This window comes from Indioceanicola profundi, from assembly GCF_003568845.1.
Classification (GTDB): Bacteria; Pseudomonadota; Alphaproteobacteria; order Azospirillales; family Azospirillaceae; genus Indioceanicola; species Indioceanicola profundi.
In genome coordinates this window covers 2,958,667-2,971,006 of the sequence record NZ_CP030126.1, presented here as the reverse complement: position 1 = coordinate 2,971,006, position 12,340 = coordinate 2,958,667, and the positions used below count along the sequence as shown (strand labels likewise).

General features: G+C 67.1%; 14 protein-coding genes. 4 read left to right on the top strand and 10 right to left on the bottom strand.

The genetic code is table 11. The features are described 5' to 3' along the window. Positions 1–72: 72 nt before the first annotated feature. Positions 73–567, top strand: a complete 495-nt coding sequence (locus DOL89_RS14230; protein ID WP_119679741.1) for a GNAT family N-acetyltransferase — start codon at positions 73–75, stop codon at positions 565–567. A gap of 21 nt (positions 568–588) precedes the next feature. Here the strand turns inward: DOL89_RS14230 and DOL89_RS14225 are convergent, their stop codons facing one another. After that, positions 589–786, bottom strand: a complete 198-nt coding sequence (locus tag DOL89_RS14225) for a sulfurtransferase TusA family protein (RefSeq protein ID WP_404813499.1) — start codon at positions 784–786, stop codon at positions 589–591. Between the two features lie 148 nt (positions 787–934). Here DOL89_RS14225 and DOL89_RS14220 point away from each other — a divergent pair, with 148 nt between their 5' ends. The 3 genes from DOL89_RS14220 to DOL89_RS14210 all read left to right on the top strand — a co-directional run bounded on the left by DOL89_RS14220 (position 935) and on the right by DOL89_RS14210 (position 3,269). Continuing rightward, complete coding sequence (locus DOL89_RS14220) at positions 935–1,354, top strand: MucR family transcriptional regulator (protein ID WP_119679739.1); 420 nt, start codon at positions 935–937, stop codon at positions 1,352–1,354. A gap of 215 nt (positions 1,355–1,569) precedes the next feature. Continuing rightward, positions 1,570–2,388: a GNAT family N-acetyltransferase gene (locus DOL89_RS14215; protein WP_119680447.1), complete on the top strand. Its 819-nt coding sequence runs from the start codon at positions 1,570–1,572 to the stop codon at positions 2,386–2,388. Positions 2,389–2,426: 38 nt separating this feature from the next. Continuing rightward, a complete protein-coding gene (locus DOL89_RS14210) occupies positions 2,427–3,269 on the top strand; it encodes a lysophospholipid acyltransferase family protein (RefSeq protein WP_119679738.1) in 843 nt (280 codons plus the stop codon). Between the two features lie 65 nt (positions 3,270–3,334). On the opposite strand, the gene DOL89_RS14205 is transcribed toward DOL89_RS14210, so the two are convergent. The 9 genes from DOL89_RS14205 to DOL89_RS14165 all read right to left on the bottom strand — a co-directional run bounded on the left by DOL89_RS14205 (position 3,335) and on the right by DOL89_RS14165 (position 12,243). Then, on the bottom strand, positions 3,335–3,610 hold the full coding sequence (locus DOL89_RS14205; RefSeq protein ID WP_162937524.1) for a hypothetical protein: 276 nt from the start codon (positions 3,608–3,610) through the stop codon (positions 3,335–3,337). An 87-nt stretch (positions 3,611–3,697) separates the two neighbouring features. Beyond that, positions 3,698–4,135: an acetyltransferase gene (locus DOL89_RS14200; RefSeq protein WP_119679736.1), complete on the bottom strand. Its 438-nt coding sequence runs from the start codon at positions 4,133–4,135 to the stop codon at positions 3,698–3,700. Positions 4,136–4,197: 62 nt separating this feature from the next. Next, on the bottom strand, positions 4,198–4,854 hold the full coding sequence (locus DOL89_RS14195; protein WP_205574592.1) for an HD domain-containing protein: 657 nt from the start codon (positions 4,852–4,854) through the stop codon (positions 4,198–4,200). 138 nt (positions 4,855–4,992) lie between these two features. Beyond that, complete coding sequence (locus DOL89_RS14190) at positions 4,993–5,568, bottom strand: helix-turn-helix domain-containing protein (RefSeq protein ID WP_205574591.1); 576 nt, start codon at positions 5,566–5,568, stop codon at positions 4,993–4,995. A gap of 73 nt (positions 5,569–5,641) precedes the next feature. Further along, positions 5,642–8,350, bottom strand: coding sequence for a bifunctional acetate--CoA ligase family protein/GNAT family N-acetyltransferase (locus DOL89_RS14185; RefSeq protein ID WP_119679734.1), 2,709 nt, complete (start codon positions 8,348–8,350; stop codon positions 5,642–5,644). A gap of 289 nt (positions 8,351–8,639) precedes the next feature. Beyond that, positions 8,640–9,353, bottom strand: coding sequence for a CPBP family intramembrane glutamic endopeptidase, BDIM_20840 family (locus tag DOL89_RS14180; protein WP_119679733.1), 714 nt, complete (start codon positions 9,351–9,353; stop codon positions 8,640–8,642). Between the two features lie 60 nt (positions 9,354–9,413). Further along, positions 9,414–10,553 carry an AraC family transcriptional regulator gene (locus tag DOL89_RS14175; protein ID WP_119679732.1) on the bottom strand — a complete coding sequence of 380 codons (1,140 nt, stop codon included), beginning with the start codon at positions 10,551–10,553 and terminating at the stop codon, positions 9,414–9,416. A 73-nt stretch (positions 10,554–10,626) separates the two neighbouring features. Further along, entirely contained in the window at positions 10,627–11,166 is a 540-nt protein-coding gene (ppa, locus tag DOL89_RS14170) for an inorganic diphosphatase (protein WP_119679731.1), read from the bottom strand. A 201-nt stretch (positions 11,167–11,367) separates the two neighbouring features. Continuing rightward, entirely contained in the window at positions 11,368–12,243 is an 876-nt protein-coding gene (locus tag DOL89_RS14165) for an alpha/beta fold hydrolase (protein ID WP_119679730.1), read from the bottom strand. Between the last annotated feature and the right edge of the window lie 97 nt (positions 12,244–12,340).

Genomic DNA, 12,340 nt, shown 5'->3' with positions numbered 1-12,340 from the left:
CGGAGCTGGCGGCCCGGCCGGCCCAGCCCTTCTATCTGCGCCCGCCGACGTCACCATGCCGAAGGCCAGGGAATGACGGCGGAACCCCGGCTGGTGGAACTCGGCCCCGCGGGAGCGGAGCTGCTGGCAGCACTGCATGCGCAATGCTTCGCCGATCCGGACGTGACCGGTCCGGCCTGGGACGACAGATCCTTTGCCGACCTGCTGTCCCTTCCCGGCACCTTCGCTCTGGTCGCGGTGCGGGGGGGGGGGGCGGATGCCCCGCCCGCCGGCCTGATCCTCGCCCGCACCGCGGCGGACGAGGGGGAGATCCTGACCATCGGCGTGCTGCCGCAACAGCGGCGGGGCGGGGTGGCAAGGCATCTGGTCCGGGGCGCCATGGCCCATGCCGCCGGGGCGGGTGCGACCACCCTGTTCCTGGAGGTGGCGGAAACCAACGCGCCGGCTCGCGGCCTTTACTCCAGCCTCGGCTTCAACGATGTGGGCCGGCGGCGCGGTTATTACCGGCTGGGTGGGCGTGCGGTGGATGCCATCATCATGGCGGGACCGGCCCAATTCTTGGGCTGATCTCTCACCGGGTATGGAATTTCAAGACTTTCTTACCAGCAGACGATGCACCCCTTGCGGGTTTGTCCCATCCTCCGGCTCTACCGACAGGACAGAGTGCCCGTGTTCCGCCAATGAGCGGGGCACGTTGGCCAGCGGTTCGCCTGCATTAAGGCGCACCTCAAGCGTCTGGCCCGCAGTCAATCGCTCCACAGCCAGCTTGGTCCGAACGAAGGTCATCGGACAGACCAGAGCCGTTATGTCCAGAAAGTAATCCGCAGCTTTTTCGACCGTCACGCTGTCCTCTTCGACCGCACTAATTCGATATTGCCAAGCTTCGCTTTAAGACTTATACCACCAGTACGTTCCTACGATGGAGCAAAGATAGATGTCGTCCGAGTCCCCTATGAATGAGCTGTTGTCTCTCACCGCCGAGATCGTGGCCGCTCACGTTTCCAACAATACAGTCGCCGTTGCCGATCTGCCTTCCCTGATCGACCAAGTCTACCGCAGCCTGACCAATGTGGGTCAGGAGCAGGTTGCCCAGCCGGAGCGTCCGCAGCCGGCCGTGCCGATCAAGAAGTCCGTCACCCCGGAATACATTGTGTGCCTGGAAGACGGAAAGAAGCTGAAGATGCTGAAGCGGCATCTGAAGACTGCATACGATATGACCCCGGAAGAATACCGGGACCGTTGGGGCCTGCCGGCCGACTATCCGATGGTCGCGCCGAACTATGCGAAGCAGCGTTCCAAGCTGGCCAAGCAGATCGGGCTGGGGACGCGGGCACGCCGCAACGCGGCGGAGTAAGTCCGGCGCGAAAGGGGACACGGGCGGGGAATTCAAGAGGCGGTCCATATCGGGCCGCCTCTTCCGTACCCCCTTCCCGCACGTGAAACTTTCGTGACTTGGGGGTATCGCTACTCAGGAGTCGGTTGACCTCCGTCTGGCTCATTGTGGTATGCCATTGGGCTGAGACGTGGGGAATGGACGTTCCGTCCCGCGCCAGCGACCGTGAAGAGAGCATGGCTGATATCACCACCGACGCGCTTTCCTCCGCCGACCTGCGCATGGGCAGTCTGGAGGTCCGCCTCGCCGAAACGGCCGCTGAAGTCAAAGCGGCACAGGCCCTGCGCTACCGCGTCTTCTATGAGGAGATGAGGGCGCGTCCCACGGCGGAGATGGCCGCCATCCAGCGGGATTTCGACCTCTATGACGAGGTCTGCGATCATCTCCTGGTGATCGACCATGCGCTGGGCCAGGGTGCCGCCAGCGTCGTCGGCACCTACCGGCTGATCCGCCGCCACGCCGCCGCCCGCACCGGCTCCTTCTACTCCTCCGACGAGTACGATATCTCCCGGATCGAGAGCTATCCGGGGGAGGTGCTGGAACTTGGCCGGTCCTGCGTGGATGTGGCCTACCGCAGCCGTCAGGCGATGCAGCTTCTGTGGCGCGGCATCGCGGCCTACGCGTTCCAGTACGATATCCAGTTGATGTTCGGCTGCGCCAGCCTGCCCGGAACCGAGCCGTCGAAGCTGGCCCTGCCGCTCTCCTATCTCTACTACCATCACCTCGCGCCGCCAGCCCTGCGTCCCATGGCCCTGCCGCACCGCTATGTGGACATGCGCATGCTGGACCAGCAGGCCGTCGATGCCCGCCGCGCGCTGGCGGAGCTGCCGCCGCTGATCAAGGGCTATCTGCGCCTCGGCGGTTTCATCGGCGACGGGGCCGTGATCGACCATCAGTTCAACACGACCGACGTGGCGATCGTGGTGAAGTCGGACCTGATCACCGAGAAATACATGCGCCATTATGAGCGGCGCAGCACCCAGGCCCTGCTCTGAGCGCCATGGGAACGCAGGGGGCAGGAAGCGCGGCCGCCATGGACATCGGGTCCAGCCTGCGCGGCACATGGCGGCTTGCCCTCTACTTCGCCTTCACCTTCGCCTGCATGCCGGTGCAGCTGGCGCTGCTGGCGCTGAACAGCCCCTGGCGGACCCGTTTCCCGCGCTGGTACCACCGCATGTGCCGCCCGCTGATCGGGCTTGAGGTGGAGGTGGTGGGGAAGCCGTCGGACATTGTGCCGACCCTGTTCATTTCTAATCACTCCTCCTACCTGGACATCCCGGTCCTGGCCTCCGTGATTCCGGTCTCCTTCGTCGCCAAGACGGAGGTGGGGACTTGGCCCTTCTTCAGTTGGCTGGCCCGGCTGCAGCAGACGGTCTTCATCGACCGCACCGCCCGGCGCGAGACGCAGAAGCAGGCCGACAGCATCGCCGGCCGGCTCCAGGCCGGGGACAATCTGGTGCTGTTCCCGGAAGGGACCAGCAGCGACGGCAACCGCACCCTGCCGTTCAAGACGGCGCTGTTCGCCGTGGCCTCCACCCGGATCGGCGACCGGCCGCTGACCATCCAGCCTGTCTCCGTCACCGCCACCCATCTGGACGGCATGCCGCTGGGCCATGTGTGGCGGGCGCTCTATGCTTGGTACGGCGACATGGAGCTGCCGCCGCACCTCTGGCGGGCGGTCCGCGCCGGCATGATCCGGGTCGTGGTGGAATTCCATCCGCCGGTGACGCTGGACGGTTTCTCTAGCCGCAAGGCCTTGGCCGACCATTGCTGGAGGGAAGTCGCCGCCGGCGTCAACCGCGCCGTATCCGGCCGGCCGCTGCCCGCGGCAGCCCCGGCCAACCCCGATATGCTGCCGCTTCCAGCCGCAGGCTGAGGATTCGCGAACGTAGGTCGGTCATGCAAAGCATGGCCGACACCGCTTGCCACCATCCCACCCCACTAAACACTCACATCCAGTTTGAAACCGCTGGACTGGGTTTCCTGCTCCACCGTTTCGGCTTCCGCATCGTATTGGCGGCCGCGGAAGGTGGCGTGCTGCCCCGTGCGGCCCTTTTCCACAGGCCCCACCGGCGTCGCGGCCCGGGCCGTCTGGGCCTGCACCGGGCGGGCAACACGCTGCGCTGTCACGGCCGCCGTCGCCAGCGCGGCATTCTGCTGCGGATTGGGGCCGGCGGGCTGGGCAGGAGCCACGGGCGGGGTGGGCGGGATAAGCATGTTGAATTGGGTGGACAAAGCTGTGGATAAGTCAAGGGAAACCGGACGCGCCCTATCCGCCCGATCTGGCCGCCCCAAGCCGACCGCTCACCCCTTGCGGAGATGGAGGAGCGGATATGGGCGGCCCTCGTCATCGGTGGGGGAGCGTCCCGTTTCCGTAAATCCCATACGGTGATAGAAGCCGACGGCCTGCAGGTTCTGTTCGTTCACATCCACCGTCAGGCCGGGGAAAAGCCGCTCCGCATGGGCGAGGAGCATCCGGCCGATCCCCTTGCCCCGCTGCTCGGCGCCGACGAACAGCGCGTCGACATGGGCGCCGGTCATTCCCATGAAACCGACCGGCCGGTCCTCGCCATCGGCAGCCACCCAGAGGTCGGCGTGGGGAAGATAGGCCTCCGACACGACGGTTTCGATCTCCCGGAAATGCGCTTCCGACAGGAAGCCGTGCGTGGCGCGGACGGAACTGCGCCAGATGTCGATGAGCGCCGACAGGTCCGAGGGCCTGGATTTGCGGATGGTGATCATGGACTGCCCATGCTGGTCCCAGGCGGAAGATGCTATCGCTGTCCGGCGGTGCGGGCCCGGCCTCAGCGGCTCGCTTCCGCCGCGGCCTCGACATTGGCATCCGGAGCCGGCCGCAGCCAGCCATTCGCGACGGCATCCCTGTACACGGCTTCCGCCGCCTGCCAGAGAACGGCGGAGCCTTCCTGGATGCGGCCGGTCTTCGCCCGGCAGCGCGCCACATCTACGTCATAGTCCGTCCAGGTGCCCCCGCCGACGGCATGGTTCAGCAACACCGGCTGCAACCTGTCCAGGGCCTTCGCGAACCGGGCATCGATGGTTTCGGCGGCCTCGAACTCCTCCCACAGGCTGCGGAACTCGGCCTCCTGGTCGGGCGGCAGCAGCCCGAAGATCCTGTCGGCGGCCTGCTTCTCCCGCTCATCCTGGCTGGCGGACAGCGTGGCGTCGTAAAGCGGCGTGTCCCCGCATTCGATCTCCACGAGGTCGTGCAGGATGAGCATGGCGACGACACGGAACCTGTCGACCTCTCCGACCGCCCATTCGCCGAGCACCATCGCGAACAGCGACAGGTGCCAGCTATGCTCGGCCGTGTTCTCCCGCCGCGTGCCGTCGGAAATACGGTTGGCGCGGATGATGCCCTTCAGCCGATCCGCCTCCATGAGGAAGCCCAACTGCCTGGCAAGGCGGGGGTCGAGGGCGTGCAGCCATGCATCCGATTTCACGAGACCGTTCCTTTCCGAACACGCCGCGGCAGCCCCCTTTGCGATACTGGCTACGCTTCCGGCACTTCCCGGCAGCCATAGCCCCGTCGGGCGCGGCTGTCAGCGCATAAAATATGCGGAAAGCCCGTCGGGACCCCGTCAGGAGAAGGCGACCGTGGTGCAGAGCCGCGCCGGCGTTCCATCAGCAAGGTATATCCGCTCCCACACCATCAACCCCGCCCGGATGGTCAGCCCTGCGGCCCCGGGACCGGTGCGGACCTCGACCGGGTCCACGCACTCCTCCTCCCACCAGCCGCACTGCGCGAGGCCCTGCTCGGCCTGCTGGATCTCCGGCGTCGCGAACCTCCACAGGCTTGTGCCGAGAAGGCCGGCGCAGTCCCGGTTCCATTCCCGCACGCGGGCGGGGGAGGCGGCCAGCAGCCGGTGGTCCACGTCGGTGACCAGATGGACCGGTGCGCGCGAACTCTCGACCAGACGCCGCAAGGCCGCGTCGCCGCTTCCGGGCCGGCTCCGGGCGAGGTGCCGCAGCACGGTCTCGACCACATGGGGGTCGGGCCGCAGCGCGCCCTTCTCCCATCGGGACACCGTCGCCTGGGTGACGCCGGCCATTTCCGCCATGGCGGATTGCTTGATCCCCCGCAGCCGGCGGAGACGGCGCAGGCGCAGTCCCGGATGCGGGAGCATTGTGGCTGCCGGGGTCGGGGTTCTGCCCATGGTGCCGCTCCCTGTGGACAGGGGTTCTTATCCGATCCGGGGCGGCCGACCGTCAACCCCCGCCGCGGCCGCCCTAGAACCGGTAGCTGACCTCCACGATGCCCGGATCGTCGGGATTGTCGTGATGATGGAAGCCCAGCTCGCGGCACAGCCCCAGCATGCTGGTGTTCTCCCGCAGCACCTCGCCGAAGACTTCCCGGATGCCGCGCGACTTGGCATAGGCCAGGATTTCCCGCATCAGCAGATATCCCAGCCCCTTGCCCTTCATCTCCGTGCGCACCAGCACCGCATATTCGGCCCGCTCATTGTCGGGATCGGCGGTGATGCGGACGGTGCCGTAGATGGCCTCGCGCTGCCCGCCGGCCTCGTCCGGCACCCGGCAGGCGGCGATCAGCGCCATCTCGCGGTCATAGTCGATCTGGGTCAGGCGGGCGGCCATCTGGTGGGACAGGCGCTTCATCGGCGCGAAGAAGCGCAGCCGCAGATCCTCCATCGCCGTGTTTGCCACCATCTCGTGGATCAGCGGCTCATCCTCCGGCCGGATCGGACGGATCAGGAACTCGCGCCCGTCGCGCAGCACGGCCTTGTGCTCCAGCTTCTTCGGATAGGCGCGGATCGCCAGGCGGCTGGTGGCCTTGCCCACCAGCTTCGGCTTCGCCACCCGGATGCGGGCGTCCAGCGCCAGCACGCCGGCCTCGTCGGCGAAGAGCGGGTTGATGTCCAGCTCCGCGATCTCCGGGAAATCGGTGACGAGCTGGCTGACCTTTATCAGGGCCAGGGCGATGGCGTCCTGGTCGGCCGCCGGGCGGGAGCGGTAGCCCTGCAGCAGCCGGTTCACCCGGGTGCGGCACATCATCTCCTTCGCCAAGTTCATGTTCAGCGGCGGCAGGGCCAACGCCTTGTCGTCCACCACCTCCACCGAGGTGCCGCCCTGGCCGAACAGGATCACCGGCCCGAACAGCATGTCGTCCACCATGCCCACGATCAGCTCGTGGGCACCGGGGCGGTGGGCCATCTCCTGCACGGTGAAGCCCTCGATCCGGGCGTCGGGCACGGCGCTGCGCATGCGCTCCAGCATCGCCTCCGCCTCCGCCCAGACCTGGGCGGGGGATAGATTCAGGGCCACGCCGCCCATGTCGGACTTGTGGATGATGTCGGGCGACAGGATCTTCAGCGCGATGCGTCCGCCCAGCCTCTTGGCCGCCCGCTCCGCCTCCGCCGGGGTGGCGGCCACCACGGTCTGCACGGCGGGGATGCCATAGGCGCGCAGGATTTCCTTGGCCTCGTACTCCGACAGCCAGGACCGGCCCTCCTCCAGCGCCCGGTCCACCAGGGCGCGGGCGGATTTCATATCCACCTCGAACTGCTCCGGTACGCTGGGCGGCGTCTCCATCAGCAGCTCCTGGTTCCGGCGGTAGCGGACCAGATGCATGAAGGCGCGGACGGCCTGGTTCGGGGTGGCGTAGTCCGGGATGCGGGCCTGGGTGAACAGCTTGCGGGCATCGGCCGCCGCATATTCGCCAAGCCAGCTCGTCAGCACCGGCGCCCTGCGGATGCCGCCGCCGGTTCTGTGGGACAGCACCTCCACCACGGCCCGCGCCGCCTCCTCGCTGTCGGCCACGGCGGTGGGGCAGTTCAGGACCAGCACGGCGTCGCAGCCGCGGTCCTCCAGCAGGATCTTCAGCGCGTCGGCATAGCGCTTGCCGTTGGCGTCGCCAATGATGTCCACCGGGTTGCCGCGGCTCCATGTCGGGGGCAGGACGCCGTTCAGCTTCTGGATGGTTTCCGGCGACAGCTCGGCCAGCCTGCCGCCGCCGGTGATCAGCGCGTCGGTGGCCAGCACGCCGATGCCGCCGCCATTGGTCAGGATGGCCAGCCGGTCGCCCTCGATCTTCACGCCGGTGGCCAGCGTCTCCACGGCATCGAACAGCTCGTCCAGCTCACCGACGCGCAGCATGCCGGCGCGGCGGAAGGCGGCGTCATAGACCTCGTCCGCCCCGGCCAGCGCGCCGGTGTGGGAGCTGGCGGCCTTCGCCGCCTCCTCGCTGCGGCCGGCCTTGATGACGATGACGGGCTTGGAACGGGCGGCAGTGCGGGCGGCGCTCATGAACTTCCGCGCGTGGGTCACCGCCTCCACATACAGGCAGATGGCGCGCACGCCCGAATCCTGGGCCAGATAGTCCAGCAGGTCGCCGAAATCCACGTCGGCCATGGCGCCCAGGCTGATCAGGTGGGAAAAGCCGATGCCCTTGGGCGTCGCCCAGTCCACGATGCTGGTGACCACCGCGCCCGACTGCGCCACCAGCGCGATGTCGCCCTTCAGCGGCGGCACATGCACGAAGCTGGCGTTCAGCCCCCAGGACGGCACCATCACGCCCAGGCAGTTCGGCCCGATGATGCGCAGCAGATGCGGCTTGGCGGCATCCAGCACCTGCTGCTGCAGCCGCATGCCCTCCTCGCCCAGCTCGGCGAAGCCGGCGGAGATGACGATGGCGGACTTCGTGCCCCGCTCCCCCAGCTCGGCGATCAGGCCGGGCACGGTGTGCGGCGGAGTGGCGATCACGGCCAGGTCCGGGACCATGGGAAGGTCCGCGACGGAGGGATAGGCCAGCACCCCCTCGATCGAGCGCTCCTTCGGGTTGACCGGCATGATCGGCCCGTCGAACCCGGCATTGAACAGGTTCCGCGCAACGACCTGCCCGACCGACCGCTCCCGGCGGCTTGCCCCGATCAGTGCGATGGAGGTCGGCTTCAGCAGTCGGTCCAGGTTGCGGATGGTCATCGGCTGCGGGCTCCCTTTCGGCGGCAGAACAAATGTGCGGGCGAACAACCCGTGCCGACAGGGTAAAGGAATGGAAATCCGCGGCGATGATGTGGGTCAAAAGGCGAGGGGCCAGCCCTTTCGGGTCCCGCCGGCCCTGTCCGCTGACGTCGCTACGCAGGCCGCCATGACCCGGATCGATCCTTCCATGGAACGTTGCCGATGTCGCTGCCGGGCTGCCGGCGGGCATCGGTTCCAGTTGGTTTTCCAACGGTCCGCTTGCCTGGGCCCGTCGTGCAAGATGCGGGCGCTATATCAATGTCGATATGGAGTTTCCGAAGTTGTGCATCACGATCGGCAGCAGCAGGCTGCCGGTCCGCAATCTCAGCCAGACACCGATGAAAGAAGGAAGCGCCGTCAGGGCCATGGTGAGCGCGTCGAACGAGAACTGACCATTGGAGAAACCGAACGCGTGCGCCATGCCGAACAGAAGGGATGACAGCACTGCGCCCCAACCCCAGTCGACGCCAAGGAAATGCACGCGGCCGGTATATGCCCGGTCGAGGGCGAATAGCAGGAGGCCGCGATAGAACGCTTCTTCCGCCAGCCCCGGCATGGTGAGCTGGAACGCGATGTCTTCGGCGCTCGTCGGACCGCTTGGAAACGCCACCGCGATGACGACGAAGAATGCGCAGTACAGCGCCAGGACGGGCAGAGCGGATTTGAGGCTTCCCGATGCCTGCGCGAGCGTCAGGCCGACCCGGCGCCACCCGAACATCGGAAGTGCCGCAATCGCCAGGGTCGCGATCAGCGCCAGCAGCATTCCCTGCCAGTTCCGATCGCCCTCTATCAGATTGGGTATCGTGCGGTAGATGCGGGTGAGCAAGGCATCGTTGATTGCCACAAGCAGGGCGGCGATCAGCAGCCAGCGCGGCGCGAAGCGCTCGCGATCCAGAATGCCGATCAATCCTCCGACGAGCAGCAGGAGGACGAGGGTTCCACAAAGTCCGATCAGGGCGTTCACGCTGTTGCTCTCAGATAGTTGGCGCGCGCATCTATGCCCCTGTCGCTCGCTGCGGTCGCATCAAAAGGCGGCTGATCGTTTCTCGAAACACGGCCCGGAGGACGATTCCGCCGGAAAATCACTGTTCTGGGCCGTGGATCGGGCGGCCAGGGCCGCGTCCCTGTACTCGCCGGGCGTACACGCCTCGTTGGCGCGGAAGACGCGATTGAAGCTCGGGAGAGATGCGAAGCCGCTGTCGAGTGCGATCGCGATCAGCTTGTCAGCGGAACGGCCGGGGTCCGCCAATAGCTTCCGAGCCTCCATGACACGATAGTGGTTCAAGAAGGAGCGGAAATGGTCGAAGCCCAGCTCGTGGTTCACCAGCTTCCGGACGGCCCGTTCAGGCGCGTTCATCCGCTGCACGAACATGGCGAAGGTCAGGTCCGGATCGAGGTGAATCCGCTCCACCTCCATCAGCGCGGCCAACCGCTGCCGCAGCGCGCCGTCCGCCGTTCGATCCTCAATGTCCTCCGTGGGCGGCAACGGCGATGGCGCGGCCAGGGCGGCGCCATCGAAGCTGAGCACGTCCGACCGGGCGGTCAGGACCCGTCCCGCAAGCCAGAGCGAAAAGCCGAGGATCGCAACGTTCTGCGCCATGGCGAAAAGAAGGGGACGCCACGCGAAACCGAAGACCAGGTCGATCGAAAGGTCGGTCAGCAGCAGACCGCCGAGCAGCATAGCGATCATGGCCCTGGCATCATGGCGCTTCTGGATCAGGTCGCCTTCGCGTTCGGCATAGAGCCGCCAGACCAGATGCGCCACGATCCCGAAGCCAAGCCCGACCAGCGTATAGGACAGCGCCGGCGCCGGATCGGCGATGGCCCGATCGGCGGCGGCCAAGGCGATCCAGCATAGTCCCACCGCCAGCACCCCGCCCCGGGGCCTGAACTGCCGGTCGAAGCAGGCCAGACAGAACCACCAGAGGAAGACGACGGTGCAGCCGCTGGCGAAATGGGCGATCGCACCGGGCGCGCCGGACAGGCGCAACGCCAGATCGGGCGTGTTGCCGGTGAGGAAACCCGACAGGCAGATCGCCATGGGCGGAAACAGCAATGCGGGCATGCCGATCGTGCGCCGCTGCCGGAACAGCAGCCAAGCAAGGAACAGCAGCATGGTCATGCCGCCAAGCCGGAGGGCGGCGTCGAGTTGTCCCAAGTCCATTCACAGGTCCAAAAGAAATGGGCGGTCCGGTGGCACCGGCCCGCCCATCTCCCGCCTCCGCATCGGGGCGGGATCAGCCCTCGCCCGTCTCGCCGGCGCGCTTGATCGCTTCCTCGATCAGGCTGGCGGCCTCGTCGGCCTCGCCCCAGCGGACGATGCGCGTCCACTTGCCGTGCTCGAGGTCCTTGTAGTGCTCGAAGAAGTGGGAGATCTGCTCCACCAGGATCTGGGGAAGCTGCCGGTAGCTGGCGATGTTGGAATAGAAGGGGTGCAGCTTGTCCACCGGCACGGCCAGGATCTTCTCATCCACGCCGGCATCGTCTTCCATGATCAGCACGCCGATCGGGCGGGAGCGCAGGATCACGCCCGGCACCACGGGGGTAGTGCCGACCACCATCACGTCCATCGGGTCGCCGTCGAGGGCCAGGGAGTGCGGCACGAAGCCGTAATTGGCCGGATAGAACATCGCCGTATGCAGGAAACGGTCGACGAACAGGGCGCCGGAATCCTTGTCCAACTCATACTTCACGGGCTGGCCGCCCTGCGGGATCTCAATGACGACGTTGATGTCCCACGGCGGATTCTTGCCGACGGGGATCTTGGTGATGTCCATGGCTCAGCCTTCTTGCTGCTGGCGTTTCCTTGAAACCCGGCCCATGCTGAGCGGGGTCCGGGGTGATGCGCCGGGCAGTCTATGCGAGTGCAGTAGCGAAATGAAGCGTCCGTAAGGCGTGCATCCCGCGCGATTGCGCCGCATACGAAGGCTCCCGAAAGTCTGAGCTGAAGGAGTGGGCGTCCGGAAGGCGGATGCCCATCAGCCAAGCTGCTGGAGGAATCCGCGGATCGCCTCCAGCGCCGCATCGGGATCGTCGCGGAAGACGCCGTGCCCGCAATGGGGGAAGCGGCGGAGCTGGTTGGGACCGGGGGGCAGGCGGGCGAACAGCTCCTCCGCCGCCTCCCAGGGGGTAACCGGGTCCTGGTCGCCGGCCAGCACCAGCACCGGACAGGCGATCTCGCCCAGCCGGTCGCGGAAATCCATGCGCCAGATCTCCCCCACCTTGCCGGAGAAGTGGGCCAGGACCTCCGGCCGCACAGTCGTGCGGTTGCCGCCGGGAAGCCCGTGCGGGTGGGTGGTGGTGTAGAGCGCCATGCAGTCCCGCTGATACGGGGCCAGCGCATCCGTCGTGACGTCGCTCCAGAACAGCTCCGCCGCCGCCCGGGCCGCCGGCCCGCCGCGCCGCTCGAACGCCGCCAGGATCAGTTCCAGATCCATACGCGCCGCGGTGGAGGACAGGATCAGCCCGGCGGTATGGCCGGGATGGCGCAGCGCATAGGCCTGGGCTACGAAGCCGCCGAAGCTGTTGCCCAGCACCACCGGCCGCTCGATCCCCAGCGCATCGCAGAAGCCCCGGACATCGTCGGCCCACTGGTCCAGGGTCCAGGTCCCCGGATCGCTGCCTGTTCCCATGCCGGGTCCGCCGCTGCGCCCCTGGCCGCGCTGGTCCAGATAAACGATCTGCGCCGTGTCGGTCAGCGCGCTGAAGCAGGGCTTGAATCCGGTATGGTCGAAGCCGGGCCCGCCATGCAGCAGCAGCAGGGTAGGGCGCTGGCGCATCCCGTCCGGCTCGGCCACCAGCCCCGCACCTTCCACATCGAAATAGAGCCGCGCGCCGTTGACGGTGACGTACATGGATGCCCTCCTGCCGGCATACTCCCCATTCGGGGGAGACTGCACCGGCCGGCGATCCCGCACAAGTACGGCCGAACGGGGCTCTGCCGGTTGCGTA

Excerpts from the sequence above, each read along its gene's own strand:
- DOL89_RS14230 (WP_119679741.1), top strand. The coding sequence starts at position 73 with ATGACGGCGGAACCCCGGCTGGTGGAACTCGGCCCCGCGGGAGCGGAG.
- DOL89_RS14225 (WP_404813499.1), bottom strand. The coding sequence starts at position 786 with ATGACCTTCGTTCGGACCAAGCTGGCTGTGGAGCGATTGACTGCGGGC.
- DOL89_RS14220 (WP_119679739.1), top strand. The coding sequence starts at position 935 with ATGTCGTCCGAGTCCCCTATGAATGAGCTGTTGTCTCTCACCGCCGAG.
- DOL89_RS14215 (WP_119680447.1), top strand. The coding sequence starts at position 1,570 with ATGGCTGATATCACCACCGACGCGCTTTCCTCCGCCGACCTGCGCATG.
- DOL89_RS14210 (WP_119679738.1), top strand. The coding sequence starts at position 2,427 with ATGGACATCGGGTCCAGCCTGCGCGGCACATGGCGGCTTGCCCTCTAC.
- DOL89_RS14205 (WP_162937524.1), bottom strand. The coding sequence starts at position 3,610 with ATGCTTATCCCGCCCACCCCGCCCGTGGCTCCTGCCCAGCCCGCCGGC.
- DOL89_RS14200 (WP_119679736.1), bottom strand. The coding sequence starts at position 4,135 with ATGATCACCATCCGCAAATCCAGGCCCTCGGACCTGTCGGCGCTCATC.
- DOL89_RS14190 (WP_205574591.1), bottom strand. The coding sequence starts at position 5,568 with ATGGGCAGAACCCCGACCCCGGCAGCCACAATGCTCCCGCATCCGGGA.
- DOL89_RS14185 (WP_119679734.1), bottom strand. The coding sequence starts at position 8,350 with ATGACCATCCGCAACCTGGACCGACTGCTGAAGCCGACCTCCATCGCA.
- DOL89_RS14175 (WP_119679732.1), bottom strand. The coding sequence starts at position 10,553 with ATGGACTTGGGACAACTCGACGCCGCCCTCCGGCTTGGCGGCATGACC.
- ppa (WP_119679731.1), bottom strand. The coding sequence starts at position 11,166 with ATGGACATCACCAAGATCCCCGTCGGCAAGAATCCGCCGTGGGACATC.
- DOL89_RS14165 (WP_119679730.1), bottom strand. The coding sequence starts at position 12,243 with ATGTACGTCACCGTCAACGGCGCGCGGCTCTATTTCGATGTGGAAGGT.